This window comes from Sediminicola sp. YIK13 (genome assembly GCF_001430825.1).
GTDB lineage: Bacteria > Bacteroidota > Bacteroidia > Flavobacteriales > Flavobacteriaceae > Sediminicola.
Genome location: NZ_CP010535.1, coordinates 424,082 through 444,104, shown reverse-complemented (window position 1 = coordinate 444,104; position 20,023 = coordinate 424,082). Strand labels below are relative to the sequence as shown.

Sequence of the window (20,023 nt, the reverse complement as noted above, 5' to 3'; positions counted from 1 at the left end):
TTATAGACAAAATGAAAAAACTGACAACAGAGGAAATAAACGAACGATTAGACCAATTGGACGGCTGGGATTATACCGAAAAGGCCATACAGACCACCTTCGAATTTGCCGACTTCAAGGAGACCTTCTCCATTATGACACGAATCGCCTTTGAGTGCGAAGCCCAAAACCACCATCCGGAATGGACCAATGTTTACAAGACCTTAACCATTAGATTAAGTACGCATGACGCGGACGGGGTTACCGAAAAGGATTTCAAGCTTGCGGCTACCATAGAAAATATCATAGAAAGCGAATAAAACTGTGTCTTGCATCACATCTAAAAAATATTAAATTTGCCAAGAGCATAATAATCGATTAAAGAAATGGGAAGAGCTTTTGAGTTTAGAAAGGCGCGTAAAATGAAACGTTGGTCTGCCATGTCCAAGGCATTTACAAGGATAGGCAAGGATATTGTAATGGCAGTCAAAGAAGGTGGTCCGGATCCGGATGCCAACTCCAGGCTAAGAGCGGTCATACAGAATGCCAAAGCCGTAAACATGCCCAAGGACAACGTGGAACGTGCCATAAAAAGAGCAAGTGACAAAAGTCTTGGGGATTATAAAGAAGTATTGTTTGAGGGTTATGCCCCACACGGGATAGCCATATTGGTAGAGACCGCCACAGATAATAATACCAGAACGGTTGCGAATATCAGAAGTTATTTCAATAAATGTAACGGGAGTTTGGGAACATCGGGTTCTGTGGAATTTATGTTCGACCATACCTGCAACTTCCGGATTCCGGCAGAAGGGATAGACCCGGAGGAACTGGAATTGGAAATGATCGACTTTGGGGCGGAAGAGGTATTTGCCGATGAGGATGGTATCCTTATCTATGGCCCGTTCGAAAGCTTTGGTTCCATCCAGAAAGAATTGGAAACAAGGGGGATAGAAATCCTATCCTCAGGTTTTGAGCGTATCCCGCAAATCACTAAAGAGCTCACCGAAGAACAATCAGCCGATGTGGAAAAATTGCTCGAAAAAATTGAAGAGGATGATGACGTGCAGAACGTGTACCATTCCATGAAGGAGTAACATAATCTCGAAGAGATTGAAAAATAAGAAAAGGGCCATTGCGTTTGCAATGGCCCTTTTTCGACTAAACAACCTAAAATAAAACCAAATTTTCTTTACCTATTAAAAGGAGATTAAGCCCCAACTTATACTCTCCTTTCCCTTACCTACGAGAAAACCATAGCTAGGGTTTTAAAAATTTTGACTTTTTCAATCAATACCATGAATAAAGGTTTTTGAATATGACCATCTACCTAAATTGGTGCTTCCTTTACTTCATACCTTTTTAATCAAGTAGAGGTTTCCTATACTGATGTGTGTCATTTAATAATATGAGTAGGTTATATACCTTAAGCATTGTCCACTATGGTTGTCTTACAATCTTACTAAAAAACAAGATATCATGAAAACGCTACGCCACATGTTTTTACTTGGTACTTTATTCTCACTTTTATTTATTTCCTGCTCTAGTTCAGACGAAGACGAATTGACCAAAACGGGACCAGACTTTTCCATAAGTGATTTACAAGGGACATGGAATGCCACCTCCGCCTTCTTTTCCCCTTCAGACCCCAATAGCCAGGCTAACGGAGTGGACATTATAGCAGAAGGAGGCTCACTTTCCATAGTTACCCAATCCAATGGACGGTTTACCATGAATTTCAATGTGCAAGGCTCGGACCCTTTTACGGTTACAGGGGAAATGTTTTTTGAAAACAATGAGTTTTTCGCCATCCGTTTTGATGAAGAACCGAATGATTACGAATATTTTGGAATAGAGTATACTCCCAATAACTTGCAAATAAATGGAGGGCCCGATACGGCCGAATGGGACTTTAATGGAGATGGAAACGATGAACCAGCAAGCGTTACCCTTAATTTTGTAAAGGCTTAATAGCTATACTCTGGCACTTTACCTATCACCCCTTTGTAAAAGTCCTTGTATACCTTAAGATCTTTCTCCAAATCCCCAGAAGGAAAATGGGGTTGGGATACCTTGATCTGTTTCTTGCCAAAATCAAAGGCCACCATCACAATAGGGACATTAGCCTCTTTGGCAATATAATAAAACCCGGTCTTCCATTCCGCTACCTTTTTTCGTGTTCCTTCTGGGGCCAGGGTTAGCCGAAATACATCCCTACTTTCAAAAACTTTGGCGGTAGCCTTAACGGTATCATTACTTTTACTCCGATCGATAGGTGCTCCCCCGGTCCATTTAAAGAACCATCCGAATGGGGAATCAAAAAGACTTTTTTTGCCGATATAGTTGATCTCCTGATTCCAAACCTTACGGATCAACAATCCCAAAAAGAAATCGACCCAACTGGTATGTGGCACTACAATGATCACACATTTATCAACGTCCGGAAAGGTGCCAACCGTTTTCCATCCCAATAGTTTGTAATAAATAAATTTCGCCAGTGCCTGCATGGTGTTCTTAAATTATTTAAAAGCTCAATAGAAACTTTGGAGCACAAGCCCCATAATTAATCTTTAAGGGCTATATTTTTTTATAAATCGATTTTAATTTTTTTGGGGTAATGGTCTTTCGCCACTCTTTACCCACCGCATTTTCCCAAAGAGGCTCCAAGCTCATGGCCACTTGTATCATGGTATCAAATTCGGCATCGCTCAAATTCGCACAGATTCCTTTTGGAAGTTCTATCTGATGTTTCTCCCTCATTTGATCGAAGAGGGCCACACCTTCTGGATAGAATTCCTCCAAATACTGAAAAACAAGACAATTACCAATACCATGTTTTACCCCCAAAAGATATGACAGCCCATAGCTCATTGCATGTGCCACCCCAACCTGAGAATACGCAATACTCATACCGCCATGCCATGAGGCCATCATTAACTTATCTCTAGAATCTTCGTCAGATAATGAATCGAGATACACTTCCTTGCACAACTCCAATGCCTTCTCCCCATAACTCTGGCTGAAAGCATTCAGAAATGTTCCATTGAGCGATTCCACGCAATGGATGAAACAATCCATTCCTGTGTAAAACCATTGCTCCGTGGACACACCCTGAGTTAGGTCTGGATCCAAAATCACTTGGTCAAAGGGTGTAAAATCAGAATTGATACCCAGTTTCTTATCTGGTCCCAACAAAACCGTAGTCCTGGAAACTTCCGCCCCTGTACCACTGATGGTTGGTATTCCTACATGGTAAACAGCTGGTTTTTTAATTAAATCCCATCCCTGATATTCTGAAGCGCTTCCAGGATTGGTCAACATAAGCGCTGTTGCCTTGGCCAGATCCAATAAGGTCCCTCCACCAATTCCAATTATTCCAGAAGGTAACTCCGTATAACTATGTATTAATTGGGATACCAAAGAATCTACCTGATCCGTTTTTGGTTCCTCATTTGCAGAAATGAAAATGATCTGATCATTAAAAAGCAAAGGGATATTATTTATAAGCTCATGCCCTTCAAAAACGTCATCGACCAAAAAAATAAATGGAGCTTCTGAACTCTTTCTTTTCGGCAGCAATATCTCTCCCAATTGTTTAAAACAACCTTGGCCGAAAACCACTCTAGGCACCATGGGAAAATTCCTATATTTCGTCATATTAGGGATGAAATTTTAGTTTTTAGTAGTTGCTGCTTTACCTTCGGGCAGATATTTCAAAATATCTGTCAAGGTATTGAGCGTTATATGTCCGTTGCCTTGCTGCTCCACTGGTACTTCTTCATGGGCCCAGGTGGTATGAAAAGGTACATGGACGGCCTGTGCCCCAATATTGATCAAGGGTAACACATCCGATTTCAGGGAATTTCCAATCATTAAAAATTCGGCAACGGGAATTTCCAAATGGTCCAATAAATGCTGATAGTTAACTTCCTTTTTATCACTCAAAACCTCTACATGATGAAAATATTTGGATAACCCAGATTTTTCTAATTTTCGTTCCTGATCCAGCAGGTCCCCTTTGGTCAAAACTATCAATCTATAGCGATCTTCGAGTTTTTGTAGAACCTCTTCCACACCTGCCAATAATTCCACGGGATGGGACAACATCCTCTTTCCTATTTCAATAATTTCCGTAATCGTTGCTTGTGATATTTTATTATTGGATAATTCCAAAGCGGATTCGATCATGGACAACATAAATCCCTTAATTCCATAACCATATAGGTTCAGGTTTTTTATCTCCATCTTAAAGAGTTCCTGATCTACCTTGTTTTTGGTCTCATACTTTTCCAATAAACTGCAGAATTCCTCTTCAGCCTCTCTGAAATAAGTTTCATTTACCCAAAGGGTATCATCGGCATCAAATCCTATAACCTTTATATTGCTGTAATCTACTTCCATACTTTCTTTGCTCTTTCCAAGTCTTCTGGGGTATCAATTTCTATTCCCGTTACATGTGTTTCTACCATTTTAATCTTTTTCCCATACTCCAGATACCTAATGGCCTCTATCTTTTCAGTGGCCTCCAAGGTCAACATGGGTAAACGTTGAAAATCCATCAAAGCACTTTTCCTAAAAGCATAGATGCCCTTATGTTTGTAATACGGGGCATTCACCTCTTTAGCTCTTGGATATGGGATGGGGGATCTTGAAAAATATAGCGCAAAATTGTTTTGGTCCACAATCACTTTGACGGTATTGGGATTGCTGATTTCTTCCCAATCGGTAATTTTGGTCATTAAGGAAGCTAAATCAATCTCCTTATTGGGGTCATGCTTAAAGACTTCCAGGACACTCGCCAAACTCTCTTTTTCGGTAAAAGGCTCATCACCTTGAACATTTACAATAATATCCACATCCATATCCGCTACGGCCTCTGCGATACGATCACTACCACACTCGTGTTCTTTGAGGCTCATAATAGCCTTGCCTCCAGCTTCTATAATAGTATCGTATATGATGTCACTATCGGTGACAATATAGACCTCGTCAAAAAGCTTCGTATTTACGGCAGCTTCATAGGTCCTAAGAATAACGGGTTTCCCAACCAGATCCTGCATCAATTTACCAGGAAATCTAGACGCAGCATAACGCGCAGGGATCATTGCTATTATTTTCATTTACTCCTCAATTAAAAATTAGATTTTCGGCCTAAGCTTCCTATAAATATTGAATATAAATCCCAAAATCACTATCACTAAAATAACAGCCGCTACGGGGGCCAATAAGGACAAAATGGTAACTACCAAAGCAGTTCCCGTTTCCACCGCGGACACTATGGGGTTTGCCAATCCTCCGGTGGTTGCTGTGGATGCCAATCTGCTGGTTGCCGACGCCCCTTTTATGGCGGTAGCGGTACCTCCTCCTGCAATGATGGCCAAGGTCCATGTGACCAAAGGCTCCAAATCTGCTACCGTGGAGACCATTACAGCAGTTCCTGCTATACCTGCCAACGGAATGGCAAAACTATCTAAAAGATTATCCACCCAAGGTATAAAGTAAGCAAAAATTTCCATGATCGTGGCGACCCCAAAAACTATCAAGGCTGAAAGACTGGACATCCATTCCCAATTGGCATTGAGGTCCCAAGCGCCAAAATACGAGGCGAGGCTCAGGGCAAATAAGGGCAGAAATACCCTAAAGCCCACAGAAGCGGCAAGGCCAACCCCTAAAAAAATGCTTATTATAGTTTCTGCAGTCATAACCGAAATTCTAACACTAAAATTAGACTTTTCTCAATCAACAAAAAAATCGTCCTTAAAGCCTATTAGGTACAATTGACGCTTTGCCCTTGTGACAGCGGTATATAGCCAACGTAAGTATTCCTTATCTATACCGTTGGGAAGATAAGGCTGTTCAACAAATACTGTATCCCATTGACCGCCCTGGGACTTATGACAGGTGATGGCGTAGGAAAACTTTACTTGTAGAGCATTGAAGAATTTGTTGTTCTTTACCGCTAGGAACTTCTTATATTTTGAGGTTTCGTGGGCGTAATCCTTCATCACCTCCTGATACAATCTATTCCCATCCTCGTAAGAAAGAGAAGGGGTCTCAGCTTGTATGGTATCTAAAATCAAGACGGTTTCAAACGGTTTTTGGTTGGGATAATCGACCATTTTTACCTTGACCTCCGCAAACTTAAATGAATAGAGCTCTTTAATGGAGAAAATCTCCAAAACTTCTATGATATCCCCATTTGCAATAAAACCTGCCTCGGATTGGGGTTCCAACCAAAAGTAATTGTTCTTCACCACCATCATAAAATCACCTACAGCAATTTCATTTTCCAGATAAAGGATCCTATTTCTTATGTTTTCATTGTATAGATTGGCCCTTTTATTGGAACGAACAATAATGGCCGTTTCCTCTTTTCCGTTTTGGGAATACGAACTGTCTATAGCCTCTTGGATCTCATTGCCATCAATTAGCCTGACAATATCCTTATATGGATTTACATCAAATTTAAAGTCCTCAAAAAATTCATTTTGTAGTTGCTCCCTTAAATTCGTGGCATTTAGCAAGATTCCGGAATCCTCGGCCTGTCTTACCACTTCATCCATTTCCAACATGATAACCTCCTTGTTATAATTTAAAGCCAGTTGGTTCTCGTCCAATGCCGGACTCAAATTTAAGTGTACAGGAGGCAATTGGGCCGTATCCCCTATCAGGATCAATTTACAGTTATGACCAGAGTAGACATACATTATTAGGTCGTCCAACAAAGAACCGTTTTCAAAGAGCTTGGAATCAGCGGCCGTATCCGGTATCATGGATGCCTCATCCACAATAAAAATGGTATTGCGGTGCTTATTGGGAGAAAGGACAAATTGAACCCCGCCCCCACTTTGCTTTTTGGGAAAATAGATCTTTCTATGAATCGTATAGGACTGGGTGTTGGAATAGTTGGACATTACCTTGGCCGCCCTTCCCGTGGGTGCCATGAGGACGGCTTTCATACTGGTCTGCCATAAATTGGTGACCAAGACCCCAATCATGGTTGTTTTACCGGTACCGGCAAATCCTTTGAGCATAAACACCACCTCCTTTTCTTTGGATAAAACAAAAGCTGCCAGTTTTTCCAGGACCATGTTTTGTTTCAAGGTTGGATCATGGGGGAATTTTTCTCGTAAAATTGTGGTGAAAGATGAGGCTGTGATTGCGTTCATAAGGCATCAAAGATAATCAGGATTTTTAAGGACAAATACTTTTGTGATTAAAAAAAAATTGTAGATTTGTGATAACCACTAAAATTTAATTAACACTTAGAAAATGAAGAGCATAATACAAGTTGTACTTTGGATAGTATGTATCGGTTTAGGATATTTAATTTATCAGTCCGTAAACGGTCCCATAGAATTCAAAAAAGTAAAAGAGCAACGCTTTGCAAAAGTAGTTTCTGTACTTAAGGATATTAGAAATTCACAAGAGGCTTACAAATCTGCCAATGGCAAGTACGCCAATGATTTTAATTCTCTTATCAGTTTTGTTGATACTGGAAAATACATCATCACACAGCAAAGGGATTCTTCTTATATGGAATTCAACAAGACCTATGGTATTGATATGCTTCAAGAAGTAAAAATTGTTGATACCCTAGGGTTCGTTTCTGTAAAGGATTCCTTGTTTAAGAAAGACAATCGTTATAAAACAATGATGAATGTTCCTTATGCCACGCAAGGGGAGAAATTCGAAATGAAGGCAGACATTATTGAAAAAAGCGGTTATAAAGCTCCTGTTTTTGAAGCCAAAGTTAAGAAAAATGTTGTTTTAGGTGACCAGCCTAAAGAACTTTTGGCAAGGGAAAATGCTCATAATAGTGTTGAAGAAGTGAACGGAAGTGAAATTAGAGTTGGTTCCTTAACTGAAGTAAGCACCAATGGTAACTGGCCTCCGATATATGACAGAAAACAAGACAATAAATAATTTAGAGCAATCTAAATCGGATTTTCATAAGTTGTCCATTCAAATTAGTTTGAATGGACTTTCTTTTTGTGTGCTCGACACAGTGGACAACCACATCCTGGCTTCAGAGAATGTAGTGTTCGAGCGGGAAGTGAATCCCTTGGAACTTTTGAAAAAAGTAAAGGAGATTTTTGATAAATATAAGGTAGCTAAGGCGGCTTTTTCAGAGGTTATCGCCATTCATAAAAACCAACTTTTCAGTTTGGTGCCCAAAGCCCTTTTCGATGAAGGAGAATTAGCCAATTACCTTAAGTTCAATGCCAAAATGCTCACAAACGATATTATTGTTTATGATGAGTTGGAGGGCAATGACCTTATGAATGTTTATGTTCCCTTTATGAATGTAAACAATTACATTTATGAGCTTTTCGGGGAGTTTGAATTTAAGCATAGTAGTACCGTAATGGTAGAATCATTATTAAACACCCCAAATCCGGGCAATGATGCTGTTTGCTATGTTCATGTGGGCGATAAGCAATTGGATATCACAGTGGTGTCCAATAAAAAACTCCAATTGCACAACAGCTTCGACTACAATACCAAAGAGGACTTTATCTATTACCTTCTTTTTACCATTGAACAGCTCAAATTGGATCCCAATACTGTAAAATTAAAGCTCTTTGGAGCTATTGATGAGGATGATGAAATCTACGGTATTGCTTATGACTACATAAAAAACATATCAATCTTTATTCCTTCAAACATTGACCATATTACAGGAAATGACAAGGATGATGCTATAGATTTTACAGTACTAAAAACCCTTTAATGCGAATAATATCAGGTAACTATAAAGGTAGAAGAATAATTGCCCCTAAAAAGCTTCCCGTGAGACCAACGACGGACATGGCTAAAGAGGCCTTGTTCAATATCATCAACAATACATATTATTTTAACGAAGTAAGTGTAGTAGACCTTTTTGCCGGAACGGGCAATATTAGTTTTGAATTTGCTTCGAGGGGAACGGAGCAAATCGTCAGCGTAGATGCCGATTTTGGTTGTGTAAAATTCATCAACAAAATAGCCCAGGAACTAGACTTCAATATCTCTACCATAAAAAGTGATGTGTTCAATTATTTGGAAAAGGCCAGCTTTAAATCCAATATTATTTTTGCCGACCCACCGTATGACATGTCCCTGGAAGATTTTTCAAAAATACCGGAATTGGTATTTAATAAAGGTCTGCTATTGGACGATGGTGTTCTGATCATTGAGCATTCCAAATACACCGATTTATCAGGGTTAGAACATTTCACCAACCAAAGAAGGTATGGGGTAAGCGTTTTTAGTTTTTTTGAACAATCCTCTTAATGTATGACACGCATAACCAAGAACCTTTTACTTGAATGTAAAGCTATCGTACAGGAACATATACACCGTACGCCAGTTTTGACCTCTACCCTACTCAATGAACTTTCTGGGGTGGACTTGTTTTTTAAATGTGAAAATTTTCAACGGGCAGGTTCCTTCAAAATGAGGGGAGCCGTCCATGCCATAAGCAAGCTTACCGCAGCACAACAAGCAAAAGGCGTAGTCACCCATTCCTCCGGCAACTTTGCGCAAGCACTGTCTTTAGCGGCAAGATCCATAGGTGTTAAGGCCTACATCGTTATGCCCAACAACGCCCCACAAGTAAAGAAAAATGCCGTGCGCAGTTATGGAGGTGAGGTAATTGAATGTGAGCCAAATTTGGCCGCAAGGGAAAAAGCAGCAGAAGAAATTGTAGAAAAACACGGTGCCACCTTTCTTCATCCTTCAAACAACTTTAATGTTATTCTGGGACAGGGAACCGCCGCAATGGAACTGCTGGAGGACCATCCGGACTTAGATTTTATAATGACTCCTGTAGGTGGCGGTGGCCTAATTGCCGGAACCGCGCTGGCGGCCCATTTTTTTGGGCACCGTTGTAATACGATCGGAGGCGAACCTTTTAATGTAGATGACGCATATCAATCTTTAAAAACTGGTCAAATTGTAAAGAATGAATCTTCAGACACTATTGCCGATGGCCTTAGAACTGAATTGGGGAATATCAATTTTCCCATCATCATGGACTATGTGGAAATGATCATTAGAGTAGAAGAGAAAGAAATTATTGATGCGATGCACCTACTTTGGGAACGTATGAAAATAATAATTGAACCTTCATGTGCTGTACCATTTGCTGCCCTATTGAAGGAAAAAGAGTTCTTTAAGGGAAAGAAGGTGGGAATTGTTTTATCTGGAGGAAATGTAGATCTGGGTAATTTACCATTTTGATCCAATACTAAAAAAAGCAGGTCATAAGCCGGATTCTGTTCATCCTGAGTTATCAGGAACCCCCTATCATTTATCTAGGCCTTTGGTTGCCCAAAAGCTCAAACCGCCTACCCTTCAGCTCGGGCGTGCAGCCCTCAAACACTGATTTACATGACGTTGCACCGCATAGAGTTTACCTGGTTTCACTACAGCATTACCTGTACATCCTTTCTGTTGCACTTGTCCTCACCTCTCGGCGGACGGGCATTACCCGCTATACTGCACTATGGTGTCCGGACTTTCCTCTCCCAATTTACATTGGAAGCGATAGAGCGACCTGCTAAAGGCAAATATACTTCAATTGTTGATAAAAAAGTCTTTAAACTATCCCAAATAAGCCACTTTATACAATGCTATTTTTATATTTGTAACATGCGGTAATCGGCCTTGCCCATACCGCATTAAAGATCATATTTGTGGAACCATTTGTAGTATCTGCCAGAAAATATAGACCCCAAACGTTCAAGGATGTTGTGGGGCAACAGGCTATTACAAACACCCTGCTCAATGCCATAGAGAACAACCATTTGGCCCAGGCCCTTCTTTTTTGTGGCCCAAGAGGTGTGGGAAAGACCACATGTGCCAGAATCTTGGCAAAGAAAATAAATGAAGACGGTACCGAACATACAGATGAAGATTTTGCATTCAATATTTTTGAGCTGGATGCTGCCTCCAACAATTCTGTAGATGATATAAGAAACCTTACGGACCAAGTGAGGATTCCACCCCAGACTGGAAAGTACAAGGTGTACATCATTGATGAGGTACATATGTTATCCCAGGCAGCCTTCAATGCATTTTTGAAGACGCTGGAGGAGCCGCCCAAACATGCCATCTTTATTTTGGCAACCACAGAAAAACATAAGATCATCCCTACTATTTTATCCCGTTGTCAAATTTTTGATTTTAAACGGATCACGGTAAAGGATGCGGCAGCATATTTAAAATATATTGCAGAAAACCAGGAAATAGAAGCGGACGATGACGCCCTGCATATTATTGCCCAAAAGGCAGATGGGGCCATGCGCGATGCTCTTTCCATCTTTGACAGGGTCGTTAGTTTTTCAGGGAAAAAATTGACGAGAAAGGCGGTAACCGAAAATTTGAACGTTCTTGATTACGATACCTACTTTTCGGCCACAGATCTAATCCTCGCTCATAATATCCCTGGTTTATTGATGTTGTTTAACGAAACCTTATCCCAAGGCTTCGACGGACACCATTTTATATCGGGCTTGGCTTCCCATTTTAGAGATCTTATGGTCTGTCAACATGAAGATACCATAGCACTTTTAGAGGTAGGGGACGAAGCCAAAAAGAATTATCTGGAACAATCCAAAAAGGTATCCAGTTCCTTTTTAATGCAAGGTATTGACATTGCAAATGATTGTGATCTCAAGTACAAGTCCAGTAAAAACCAGCGACTTCTCGTAGAGCTGTCCCTTATGAAACTGGCTTCCATCGACTTCGATGGCCAAAAAAAAAAATCTGATCGTTTAGGAATCAGTGACTTTTTAATACCAGCCTCTTTTTTTAAAGGTCAAGCAAATGCAAAACCTACTCCAAAAAGAGAAGAATCGAATGGGGCTGTTGCCACCAACCCTTCACCCAAGGCAACAGACAGACCTCAAGCACAAAAACCGCTAGTAGCCAACGAAGAATCAGCTACAGAAGTTCTTGTAGCAGAACCCCCTATTGAAATTAATAGTCCCTCTGACGAGGCTAATAAAAAGGGAGACACCCCAAAACCAGCCTTAAATATTCCCACAAAAAGGGTGTCAGGCCTCTCCATATCTAGCTTAAAGGCCAAAAAAGAGCATGAGCTGAACAGAAAGGACGAGACCGTTGATGAGCGCCAATTACCCAAAGATGCATTTACCGAAGAGGAGATGAGGGCACATTGGGCAGAATTTGTGGAAATAATCGATAAGGACGGTAGAAAAATCTTGGCTTCCAATCTAAATACGGACATTCCAAAACTTAAGGATCAAACCACCTTATGGATAGAACTTCCAAATGGCACTATGAAAAAAGAGGTGGAGCGGGAACAGTATGACCTAATGGAATACCTTAGGTTAAAACTGAACAACCATTTCATTAGCCTTACCATAACCGTTAATGAGGAAACTGCAAAAAAGTTTGCCTTTACTCCTTTGGAGAAGTACGAGAAATTAAGGGAAAAGAATCCGGTAATCGATATTTTGAGAAAAGAGTTTGATCTGGATTTTTAAGTCTTTTTCTTCGTATGCCTAATCCTCAAGCCATACATAAGCGTTGCTAGAGCATTGATAAGAAGGCCCAAAGATTCTCTAGCATGTTCTATATTGTTTATTTCTCCATCCTCTAGACCTACTCCTTCAAATTGGTCTGGCCAAAAGATAAATACACCAATAAAATACAAGACAAATAATAGCAGTGCAATATTAAATGATAATTTATCCAGGAAAAAAAATAAGGATGCCACAGCTGCACTTCCATAAATAGCATACCACAACAGGGCATCAGGGTCATTCCACTGTACATAGGCTGCCCAGAAGAATAAGATTGTAAAAACTATTGCTATCAATTTAAATACCGTTTTCATAAACTTTACGTATTGGAAACATGTTTGTACAATAAACTATAAACGTCAGTAGCTTTAATAGATTGTTCCAACGGGGCCCTTTTTGAATTGGTTATAAAAATTGGATGGTCGTCTGTGTTTTCTGGAGTTCTTCCATGCGATCCTCTTACCAAAGAGGCTTCCAAGGGAATAACATTCATCAAAGTACGAAAACCAAGTTTCTTTTTTAGTAGTTTCCATAAAATTTTTGGCACCACAAAATGGTCCTTAGGATCCGTGAACATTTCTACAGGATCATAACCAGGTTTTTTATGGATATCCACCATTCTGGCAAAATCTGGCGCCTTGGAATCATCCAACCAGAAGTAGTACGTAAACCATGATCTGGCATCTGCGACCAGGACCAAATCCCCGCTGCGCTCATGATTTAAATGTACCTGTTTAATATCATTGCCCGTTAACACCTTTTCTATTCCAGGTTCAGATTCAAAAATTTTCTTCAAGGTATCTATCTCAGATTTATCCTTGACATAAATATGGGATATCTGATGGTCCGATACGGCAAATGCCTTACTTGCCCCGGCATCCAACAATTCCAAACCACGTTCTTCCCTTATGTTTACATATCCCTTTTTTCTCAAAATTCTATTTGGATGGATGGGCTGATCTACATTGGTGATACCGTATTCTGAAAGCAATATAATATTGGTGTCCTTTTTTTGGTAATGGGCAACCATTTTTTCCACTAGAGCATCCACCTCTTGAAGATCCTTTCCTATTTTATCAAAATCGAGCCCAAACCTTTGAATGTTGTAATCTAAATGTGGAATATAGATCAAGGTTAAAGTGGGATCGTACATTCTATCGGTGGACAGTGCCCCATCTGCAATCCATTGGCTTGATTTTATAGAAGTTTTCGGACCCCAGAAATTAAAGAGCGGAAAGGTGCCCAATTCATTTTGAAGCTTATCCCTAAGATCTGCCGGATAGGAATAAACATCTGGTACCTTACGGCCATCCGCAAGATAATTAGGGCGGGGCGTAATGCTGTAATCCGCATTGGAATACATATTGTACCACCAGAAGTGATTGGCACATGTAAAATCCTGAAATTGCTTCCTTAGGGCTTCCCATATTTTGTCTGACTGTACCAAGCTATTAGACTGCCTCCAAAACTTAACCTCGTGCTCTTCCTTAAAATACCAACCATTACCAACTATACCATGTTCCGAAGGCCATTTACCCGTGAGGTAAGTAGATTGGGCAGCACAGGTTACCGCAGGTAAAACCGGTTCAATAGTAGCACAGGCACCATCATCCATAAAATTTTTGATAAATGGAGTGTGCTCCCCTATCAATCTTTTGGTTAAACCAACAATATTTATAACTACCGTTTTCTTCATGCCATGTGTTCCTTTAACCACTTTAACTCCCTAATAATTGATTGTCCCAGATCCACTTTTAGTGTTTCTGGCAACACATCCCAAGTATAGGTCTCAACTTCTAGATGTTCCGTTACATCATGTTTTTCCAAATAGGACAAGGTACTGAGTATTTGATCCTGGGTAGAATATAGATCATCAAACTTCTCCAAAAAAATAGGGACATGAAAATGGGCCCTAAGCTCTTTATGTGCTTTTCGATTTTTTAATACCATAGGCAGATCATTATAAACCTTAACCTTACCCTCCTTTTTCTCAGTCACCTGATGTAGATAGGTAGGCTCATTAAATCTCGCCAAGGAGTTCCAAATTTGATCTTCCTTCCCCTTTTCAAAAATAATCTTAAGGGCAGAACTCACCTGGATCTTACCAATGGTAATCCCCACCTTTCTCATTTGTTCAAAAGTGAAAGTTGGCTCTTCATATGCCAAGGAATAATGGCAAATATCATAACATAGGGTAATGTGTCTTTTAGTCAATTGTTCAGCTTCCTGTTCATTCAATCCCATTCTGGAAACTATTTCCTTGTTTGCGGTTGGGACCAAATAATTCTCATAAAAATCTACAAATTCTACCGTATTTTCAAGGAGTCCGTCTGGCTCTGGCTCTATATCCAGATGCAAATATTTTCCTGTAGTTTTTTCCAATTCCTGAAGGTACAATAGCACCTCCGTCAAGTGTTTAGAGCCAGTTTTTAGGGCCTGGGCAAGTTGCTCTTTAGAAGCATACCAGTGCTTATAACTTATCGGGGAGGTAGAAATACCCCCCGACATACCACTTGGCAACAAAAAGGCCAACTGTTTGAACAACCTCTTAGTGTAATCTACCCGTTCCCTAGTGGTCCAATCTGGAGCATGAACCTTATCCTTGACTTGGGTCTTGTGAAATTCCCCAAAAGGAAAACCGTTCATTGTAAAAACATAGCAATTATTCTGGGCCAACCAATTTTTAAAATCCTCTAAATTACTTCCCTGGTCAAGCTGAATACTTGCAGCATTGGAAAGTCGCAAGCCTATACCAAAGGGTGAATCTTTGGATAACTCCCCTTTTATCTTTGGAATAAAATCTTTTAGATTACGGAATGTAGACTCCCAATCCTCACCCGGGTGGATGTTGGAACAATAGGTTACGTGAAATTTATCTTGAATCAACATATAGCACTATCAAAATAGTTATAGCAATTGGGATATGGCTTCCTTCATCAGAGGTTCATCAATCTGATGCACATCGTGTTTTTTTCCAATTTCAGAAATCAAGGTGATGGTCAGTTCGCCACCTAAATGTTCCCTGAACTCTTCTATCCCCTTTAACAGTTCCTCAATTTGGTCCTCTTGAATAGGCAATTTTAGATCGAAACCTATATTCAATAGAACATCAAGAATTGATGAAAGGGTTTCTTCCGATATTAACCCTATTAATTTGGCATAGGTAAGATCTATGGCCATACCAATGGCGACGGCCTCCCCATGCCTTATACTATATTGGGTCATATGCTCGAGCTTATGGGCTGCCCAATGTCCAAAATCCAGGGGTCTGGAAGATCCAGCCTCAAAAGGATCTCCACCTTGGGCTATATGTTGCATATGAAGTTCCGCACACTTGTAAATGAGGTGCTCCATACTAGCCATATCCCGATCTCTGAGTTTTTTGGACGTTCTTTCTATTTCCTTATAAAATGCACTGTCTTTGATCAGGGCTACTTTTATGGCTTCTGCTATCCCAGAAATCCAATCCCTTTTCTCCAAGGTCTTCAAAAGGTGGCTATCGTTAATAATAGCATAAGGAGGGGCAAAGGTTCCCAAAAAGTTCTTTTTCCCAAAGTGGTTGATACTGTTTTTAACGCCCACCGCCGAATCGTTCTGTGACAGAACGGTAGAAGGTATCCTCAGCAATTTAACCCCTCTGTGGGCTATGGCAGCAGCGTAACCGACCATATCTATCAAAGCTCCTCCCCCTATGACAACCACAAATGAATGCCTACATATCTTAGCATCATTGATCCCTTGTAAAACTTGATTCAAGGAAGCAACCGAATGCTTTACCTGTTCTCCCCCTGGAATTACAAGTGCATCGCGATATTGAATTTGCGAGGCATATTTTTCACAATATTCTTTAATGTCCTGTAATAAATATTGATGTGATCTTACGACTCCTTCATCTACTATGAATAAAACTTTTACACTACTGCCTTGGCCATAGTTCTTAAAGATGGTATTGAAAAGTGAATTGTCCTTATCAAACAAGTGTTGCGTGAAGTGTAATTGGTACTTATACTCCACTTTGAAGGTCTGTTCGATCGATTTTGGAATACCCATGAATAACTAGATTACGTTACAGAAAAACGATTTGATAAAAATAAGGATAAAGGCAGTAACAGGATAATTAATAATCCTACCCACCATGTTGAATTAGCTGATGCCAATGCGGCATCCATTAGGACCAAGGATAAAACGCCAGATTTAACGGCCTTTTTAATATTCTCAGGAGTATTTATCCTATAGGCCCTCAATAGGGGTCTAAATATGGAAAAGACAAATAATATCAAAAATGGAATGACCAGAACCAATCGATCCACATCCTGTAACATCATTAAAAAAATAGTGGACGCTACCAGCACATACAGAAAGCCTGAAAGAAGGATATTTCGCTTATTATTTCCATGGACCTCTCCCCTACTGATTAGGGTTACCGCAGCTATGTAAATCACAGGCAGCAGTATAAGATACCAATTGGATCCAACCGGTAATCCGAATAGACTCATGCCCAACAATAAATTCAGACCTCGGCAACTTCCCATTACCAAAGGACCAAAAAATGAATGATGTTTGGCCCATGAGTCATATAGAAGTATGGCAGTAGCCAGTACAATGGACACCAATCCTGCTTCTCTATTGCACAGAAAAGACAAAAGAACACCCAGTATTAATAATGTACCACCTAAAATAGCCGCTGTCCGCAAGGGGACCACTGCACTAGGGATAGGACGCTCAGGTCTTTCCAGAGCATCAATTTTATGATCGAAAACATCGTTTAATACGACGCCACCAGCGTACAAAAGTATTGACGCAGTTATAAGCAAAATGAAGTTATAGGGAAACAGCTCCCAACTTTGGGAAAACACCCCTACAATGGCCGCTCCGGTAATGATATCTGCCGCGGCGGTGGGCAGATTTGGAGGTCGCATTAAAATTAGGCACCCCTTGATAAAAGAATATTTTTTAGACAATTTTATCCCCTTCTATTTTTGGTTCCTGCCCTCTTAACACACTATTGTCATTAAATAATTCCCGCTGGTCAATGCCCTTATTCCCCAACCAGTGTTCCTCCTTCATTTTTCCATTTTTACCAAAGGCATCCAAGGCATTTTGATAACAGGTTTTTATCACATCCTCTCTTGAAATACCTTTATTCAACATTAGTGAGGCTGTTTTGGGTACAGCAAGCGGATCGCTCACACCCCAATCTGCAGAACTGTCTACAATGATATTGGTGCTTCCATATTTTCGTACCACCTCAACCATTCGCTCATTACCCATTTTTGTTTTGGGATATATGGTAAATGCTGCAATAAAACCTCTATCGAGCACTTCTTTTACCGTTTCTTCGTTATTGTGGTCTATGATTACATTTGAAGGGTCCAACCCATGTTCTAGGCAAACTTCCATGCTTTTAATAGTTCCTGCTTTTTTATCCCTATGTGGCGTATGCACCTGAACTGTCATATTCAGTTCTCTGGCCAAATCAAGCTGCATCCTAAAATACTTGTCCTCCGCGGGGGTTTGATCATCGTAGCCAATTTCTCCTATGGCAACTACGTTTTCTTTGTGAAAATATAACGGCAACAACTCTATGACCTGTTCAGCCAAAGCTTCATTGTTAGCTTCTTTGGAATTTAAGCCAATGGTACAGTAATGTTTTATACCAAACTGGCTTGCCCTGAAAGGCTCCCACCCTACTAAACTGCTATAATAATCCTGAAAAGAACCCACTTGCGTTCTTGGTTGTCCCAACCAAAATGAAGGTTCTATTATCGCCACTATGCCCGCTGCCGCCATAGCCTCATAATCATCCGTGGTTCTGGACGTCATGTGAATATGGGGATCTATAATCATTAATTTATCTTTCATATCAATTTATTTTACTCCAAGAAATTAAACCTTGATCTAACTTATTTTTTATTTGTGGATATTTTTCCAATAATGCTTTTGCTTTGGGATTTTCAGATATAGAACATGCAAGGGCCGCAGCCATATGATCCTTTTCGTCCTCACTTAAAAATAGTCTATTCATATCCTCAACGAGCGTATCATTGAGAAACCTGCCTACCGGCCTCCAAAAGTAAGGGTCTACTTTTCTGGAAGCAGCCCATCTTTCATGTGCATAGTCAGAGATAATTCGGACCAGATCCTTATTTGCCCTAGCCTCTATATCCGTGATCAAACTAAGATCCCTTTCCATAAAAGCAGCTTTCAAATACATTTGGTTCCATTGCTGATCATTAAAAAACATTGAGGGATATGGATTATTTAATGAGATCGCATCAAATATTGTAGCGATGTTGGTCCTTAAGGCCTCCACCGCAACGTTCCTATAATTACCCGAATTGGGCATTAATACCAAAAATTTTAAAAATGTCTCCAATTCTCCAGTATCCGAAACCTGTATGATATTCTCGACCTTGTTAAAAAAGAAATTTTCATCAGCCTCCAGTACCCGAATCAAAAGATATACCCTACCTATTTGTAAAAGATTTGCGTTTTGGGTCTCTAAATATTGAATTACCTCGTTCTCACCTGAAGGCATCTTGTCCAAAGGGATTGGATTTATTTTAGAAGCCATTAAACTATATGTCAAATAAAGGTCCTTGGAAGACTTTTCTTCAATAATACCGTCTATCTTACCTTCCATCCACTTTAAATGGTCTTTATCCAAATGAAGATGAAGGATCTTGGCCAATTCTTGACTTACATTTTCTATAAACATATGCTAGTACTAATTTCTACGTGTATTTATTCCTTGTATTCCCCATCCTATTTATTATAGAAACTATTCGCCGAAAATAAGATAACTGGAATCAAAAAAGAATAGTATGTTCAAAAGGTTAAATTCTTGCAAAAGAAAAAAATACCTTATAAAAAATCCCCTTTACAAAATTCTATTTAATTTTGCTTTCAAATATAAGAAAATGCTAGGCCTTAAACTACCCACCGACCCTCGATGGGTCAATATTGTAGAAAAAAATATCGATGAAATTTTGACCGATCATGCCTACTGTGAGCAAAAGGCTGCGGCAACAGCTATTTCGTTGATTGTTGGATTTCCTGAGTATACAGATCTTGTTCAGGAAATGGTAGCCCTTACCAGGGAAGAGATGGGACATTTTAGGATGGTCCATGACAGAATTATAGCAAGAGGACAAGTACTGGGAAGGGATAGGAAAGATGAGTATGTATTGGCGCTGATAAAGTTTTTCCCCAAAGGTGGCAGCCGCACCACGCAGCTGGTCCACAGATTATTGTACGCAGCCTTGATTGAAGCAAGAAGCTGTGAGCGTTTTAGGTTGCTCTCTGAACAGCTAAAGGATAAGGAATTAGCGGAATTCTATCATAAACTAATGGTCAGCGAGGCCGGACATTATACCATGTTTCTAAAATTCGCCCGTCAATATGGTGTACGGGAAAAGGTAGACCAAAAATGGCAGGATCTTTTGACTTACGAAGCAGAATTAATGAACAATTTGGGGACAAAGGAATCTATTCACGGGTAACGAATTCCA

At 40.0% G+C, this 20,023-nt stretch carries 22 protein-coding genes and 1 other RNA gene; 9 read left to right on the top strand and 14 right to left on the bottom strand.

From position 1 onward, the window contains the following. The first annotated feature begins 11 nt into the window (after positions 1–11). From SB49_RS02075 to SB49_RS02065, 3 genes are all read left to right on the top strand, one after another. On the top strand, positions 12–299 hold the full coding sequence (locus SB49_RS02075; RefSeq protein WP_062053392.1) for a 4a-hydroxytetrahydrobiopterin dehydratase: 288 nt from the start codon (positions 12–14) through the stop codon (positions 297–299). A 66-nt stretch (positions 300–365) separates the two neighbouring features. Further along, on the top strand, positions 366–1,076 hold the full coding sequence (locus SB49_RS02070; RefSeq protein ID WP_062053390.1) for a YebC/PmpR family DNA-binding transcriptional regulator: 711 nt from the start codon (positions 366–368) through the stop codon (positions 1,074–1,076). A gap of 382 nt (positions 1,077–1,458) precedes the next feature. After that, on the top strand, positions 1,459–1,950 hold the full coding sequence (locus SB49_RS02065; RefSeq protein ID WP_145758342.1) for a hypothetical protein: 492 nt from the start codon (positions 1,459–1,461) through the stop codon (positions 1,948–1,950). Here the strand turns inward: SB49_RS02065 and SB49_RS02060 are convergent. From SB49_RS02060 to SB49_RS02035, 6 genes are all read right to left on the bottom strand, one after another. Further along, entirely contained in the window at positions 1,947–2,486 is a 540-nt protein-coding gene (locus tag SB49_RS02060) for a 1-acyl-sn-glycerol-3-phosphate acyltransferase (protein ID WP_062053386.1), read from the bottom strand. The two genes, SB49_RS02065 and SB49_RS02060, sit on opposite strands and share 4 nt — an antisense overlap. A 70-nt stretch (positions 2,487–2,556) precedes the next feature. Continuing rightward, positions 2,557–3,636 (bottom strand): iron-containing alcohol dehydrogenase family protein, encoded by a 1,080-nt coding sequence (locus tag SB49_RS02055; protein ID WP_062053384.1) that lies wholly within the window; start codon positions 3,634–3,636, stop codon positions 2,557–2,559. Positions 3,637–3,651: 15 nt separating this feature from the next. After that, positions 3,652–4,380 (bottom strand): HAD family hydrolase, encoded by a 729-nt coding sequence (locus tag SB49_RS02050; RefSeq protein WP_062053383.1) that lies wholly within the window; start codon positions 4,378–4,380, stop codon positions 3,652–3,654. Continuing rightward, positions 4,371–5,099, bottom strand: a complete 729-nt coding sequence (gene kdsB, locus SB49_RS02045) for a 3-deoxy-manno-octulosonate cytidylyltransferase (protein WP_062053381.1) — start codon at positions 5,097–5,099, stop codon at positions 4,371–4,373. Before kdsB ends, SB49_RS02050 begins: the two co-directional genes overlap by 10 nt. An 18-nt stretch (positions 5,100–5,117) precedes the next feature. Further along, entirely contained in the window at positions 5,118–5,681 is a 564-nt protein-coding gene (locus SB49_RS02040; protein ID WP_062053379.1) for a DUF4126 domain-containing protein, read from the bottom strand. 33 nt (positions 5,682–5,714) lie between these two features. After that, entirely contained in the window at positions 5,715–7,148 is a 1,434-nt protein-coding gene (locus SB49_RS02035; protein WP_062053377.1) for an ATP-dependent DNA helicase, read from the bottom strand. 103 nt (positions 7,149–7,251) lie between these two features. On the opposite strand from SB49_RS02035, the gene SB49_RS02030 reads away from it, so the two are divergent. Genes SB49_RS02030 through SB49_RS02015 form a run of 4 tightly spaced genes read left to right on the top strand, consistent with a single transcriptional unit; the run spans position 7,252 to position 10,203 of the window. Then, positions 7,252–7,905, top strand: coding sequence for a hypothetical protein (locus SB49_RS02030; protein ID WP_062053375.1), 654 nt, complete (start codon positions 7,252–7,254; stop codon positions 7,903–7,905). Continuing rightward, on the top strand, positions 7,880–8,713 hold the full coding sequence (locus tag SB49_RS02025; protein WP_062053373.1) for a DUF3822 family protein: 834 nt from the start codon (positions 7,880–7,882) through the stop codon (positions 8,711–8,713). Before SB49_RS02030 ends, SB49_RS02025 begins: the two co-directional genes overlap by 26 nt. Further along, positions 8,713–9,255, top strand: coding sequence for an RsmD family RNA methyltransferase (locus SB49_RS02020; protein ID WP_062053371.1), 543 nt, complete (start codon positions 8,713–8,715; stop codon positions 9,253–9,255). The genes SB49_RS02025 and SB49_RS02020 overlap by 1 nt, the downstream gene beginning before the upstream one ends. Before the next feature lie 3 nt (positions 9,256–9,258). Further along, entirely contained in the window at positions 9,259–10,203 is a 945-nt protein-coding gene (locus SB49_RS02015) for a pyridoxal-phosphate dependent enzyme (RefSeq protein WP_062053369.1), read from the top strand. A gap of 9 nt (positions 10,204–10,212) precedes the next feature. Here the strand turns inward: SB49_RS02015 and rnpB are convergent. Continuing rightward, positions 10,213–10,526, bottom strand: an RNA gene (gene rnpB / locus SB49_RS02010) — RNase P RNA component class A. Positions 10,527–10,658: 132 nt separating this feature from the next. Between rnpB and SB49_RS02005 the strand changes: the two genes are divergently transcribed. Further along, a complete protein-coding gene (locus SB49_RS02005; protein ID WP_062053367.1) occupies positions 10,659–12,473 on the top strand; it encodes a DNA polymerase III subunit gamma/tau in 1,815 nt (604 codons plus the stop codon). On the opposite strand, the gene SB49_RS02000 is transcribed toward SB49_RS02005, so the two are convergent. Genes SB49_RS02000 through SB49_RS01970 form a run of 7 tightly spaced genes read right to left on the bottom strand, consistent with a single transcriptional unit; the run spans position 12,470 to position 19,230 of the window. Next, a complete protein-coding gene (locus tag SB49_RS02000; protein ID WP_062053365.1) occupies positions 12,470–12,826 on the bottom strand; it encodes a transmembrane 220 family protein in 357 nt (118 codons plus the stop codon). The two genes, SB49_RS02005 and SB49_RS02000, sit on opposite strands and share 4 nt — an antisense overlap. A 5-nt stretch (positions 12,827–12,831) precedes the next feature. Continuing rightward, the gene (locus SB49_RS01995) at positions 12,832–14,208 is read right to left on the bottom strand and encodes an alkaline phosphatase family protein (RefSeq protein ID WP_062053363.1); all 1,377 of its coding nucleotides are present in this window, start codon (positions 14,206–14,208) and stop codon (positions 12,832–12,834) included. Further along, positions 14,205–15,401 carry a metabolite traffic protein EboE gene (gene eboE, locus SB49_RS01990; protein WP_062053362.1) on the bottom strand — a complete coding sequence of 399 codons (1,197 nt, stop codon included), beginning with the start codon at positions 15,399–15,401 and terminating at the stop codon, positions 14,205–14,207. The genes SB49_RS01995 and eboE overlap by 4 nt, the downstream gene beginning before the upstream one ends. Positions 15,402–15,419: 18 nt before the next feature. Continuing rightward, positions 15,420–16,562 carry a 3-dehydroquinate synthase gene (locus tag SB49_RS01985; RefSeq protein WP_062053360.1) on the bottom strand — a complete coding sequence of 381 codons (1,143 nt, stop codon included), beginning with the start codon at positions 16,560–16,562 and terminating at the stop codon, positions 15,420–15,422. 11 nt (positions 16,563–16,573) lie between these two features. Next, a complete protein-coding gene (gene eboC / locus SB49_RS01980) occupies positions 16,574–17,431 on the bottom strand; it encodes a UbiA-like protein EboC (protein ID WP_062053358.1) in 858 nt (285 codons plus the stop codon). 34 nt (positions 17,432–17,465) lie between these two features. Next, entirely contained in the window at positions 17,466–18,374 is a 909-nt protein-coding gene (locus SB49_RS01975; protein WP_082591058.1) for a TatD family hydrolase, read from the bottom strand. A 1-nt stretch (position 18,375) separates the two neighbouring features. Continuing rightward, the gene (locus tag SB49_RS01970; RefSeq protein ID WP_062053356.1) at positions 18,376–19,230 is read right to left on the bottom strand and encodes an EboA domain-containing protein; all 855 of its coding nucleotides are present in this window, start codon (positions 19,228–19,230) and stop codon (positions 18,376–18,378) included. A gap of 202 nt (positions 19,231–19,432) precedes the next feature. Between SB49_RS01970 and SB49_RS01965 the strand changes: the two genes are divergently transcribed. Then, the gene (locus SB49_RS01965; protein WP_062058757.1) at positions 19,433–20,014 is read left to right on the top strand and encodes a tRNA-(ms[2]io[6]A)-hydroxylase; all 582 of its coding nucleotides are present in this window, start codon (positions 19,433–19,435) and stop codon (positions 20,012–20,014) included. Positions 20,015–20,023: the final 9 nt, after the last annotated feature.

Coding starts and splice junctions, on each gene's coding strand:
- SB49_RS02075 (WP_062053392.1), top strand. CDS start 12: ATGAAAAAACTGACAACAGAGGAAATAAACGAACGATTAGACCAATTG.
- SB49_RS02070 (WP_062053390.1), top strand. CDS start 366: ATGGGAAGAGCTTTTGAGTTTAGAAAGGCGCGTAAAATGAAACGTTGG.
- SB49_RS02065 (WP_145758342.1), top strand. CDS start 1,459: ATGAAAACGCTACGCCACATGTTTTTACTTGGTACTTTATTCTCACTT.
- SB49_RS02060 (WP_062053386.1), bottom strand. CDS start 2,486: ATGCAGGCACTGGCGAAATTTATTTATTACAAACTATTGGGATGGAAA.
- SB49_RS02055 (WP_062053384.1), bottom strand. CDS start 3,636: ATGACGAAATATAGGAATTTTCCCATGGTGCCTAGAGTGGTTTTCGGC.
- SB49_RS02050 (WP_062053383.1), bottom strand. CDS start 4,380: ATGGAAGTAGATTACAGCAATATAAAGGTTATAGGATTTGATGCCGAT.
- kdsB (WP_062053381.1), bottom strand. CDS start 5,099: ATGAAAATAATAGCAATGATCCCTGCGCGTTATGCTGCGTCTAGATTT.
- SB49_RS02040 (WP_062053379.1), bottom strand. CDS start 5,681: ATGACTGCAGAAACTATAATAAGCATTTTTTTAGGGGTTGGCCTTGCC.
- SB49_RS02035 (WP_062053377.1), bottom strand. CDS start 7,148: ATGAACGCAATCACAGCCTCATCTTTCACCACAATTTTACGAGAAAAA.
- SB49_RS02030 (WP_062053375.1), top strand. CDS start 7,252: ATGAAGAGCATAATACAAGTTGTACTTTGGATAGTATGTATCGGTTTA.
- SB49_RS02025 (WP_062053373.1), top strand. CDS start 7,880: ATGACAGAAAACAAGACAATAAATAATTTAGAGCAATCTAAATCGGAT.
- SB49_RS02020 (WP_062053371.1), top strand. CDS start 8,713: ATGCGAATAATATCAGGTAACTATAAAGGTAGAAGAATAATTGCCCCT.
- SB49_RS02015 (WP_062053369.1), top strand. CDS start 9,259: ATGACACGCATAACCAAGAACCTTTTACTTGAATGTAAAGCTATCGTA.
- SB49_RS02000 (WP_062053365.1), bottom strand. CDS start 12,826: ATGAAAACGGTATTTAAATTGATAGCAATAGTTTTTACAATCTTATTC.
- SB49_RS01995 (WP_062053363.1), bottom strand. CDS start 14,208: ATGAAGAAAACGGTAGTTATAAATATTGTTGGTTTAACCAAAAGATTG.
- eboE (WP_062053362.1), bottom strand. CDS start 15,401: ATGTTGATTCAAGATAAATTTCACGTAACCTATTGTTCCAACATCCAC.
- SB49_RS01985 (WP_062053360.1), bottom strand. CDS start 16,562: ATGGGTATTCCAAAATCGATCGAACAGACCTTCAAAGTGGAGTATAAG.
- eboC (WP_062053358.1), bottom strand. CDS start 17,431: ATGCGACCTCCAAATCTGCCCACCGCCGCGGCAGATATCATTACCGGA.
- SB49_RS01975 (WP_082591058.1), bottom strand. CDS start 18,374: ATGAAAGATAAATTAATGATTATAGATCCCCATATTCACATGACGTCC.
- SB49_RS01970 (WP_062053356.1), bottom strand. CDS start 19,230: ATGTTTATAGAAAATGTAAGTCAAGAATTGGCCAAGATCCTTCATCTT.
- SB49_RS01965 (WP_062058757.1), top strand. CDS start 19,433: ATGCTAGGCCTTAAACTACCCACCGACCCTCGATGGGTCAATATTGTA.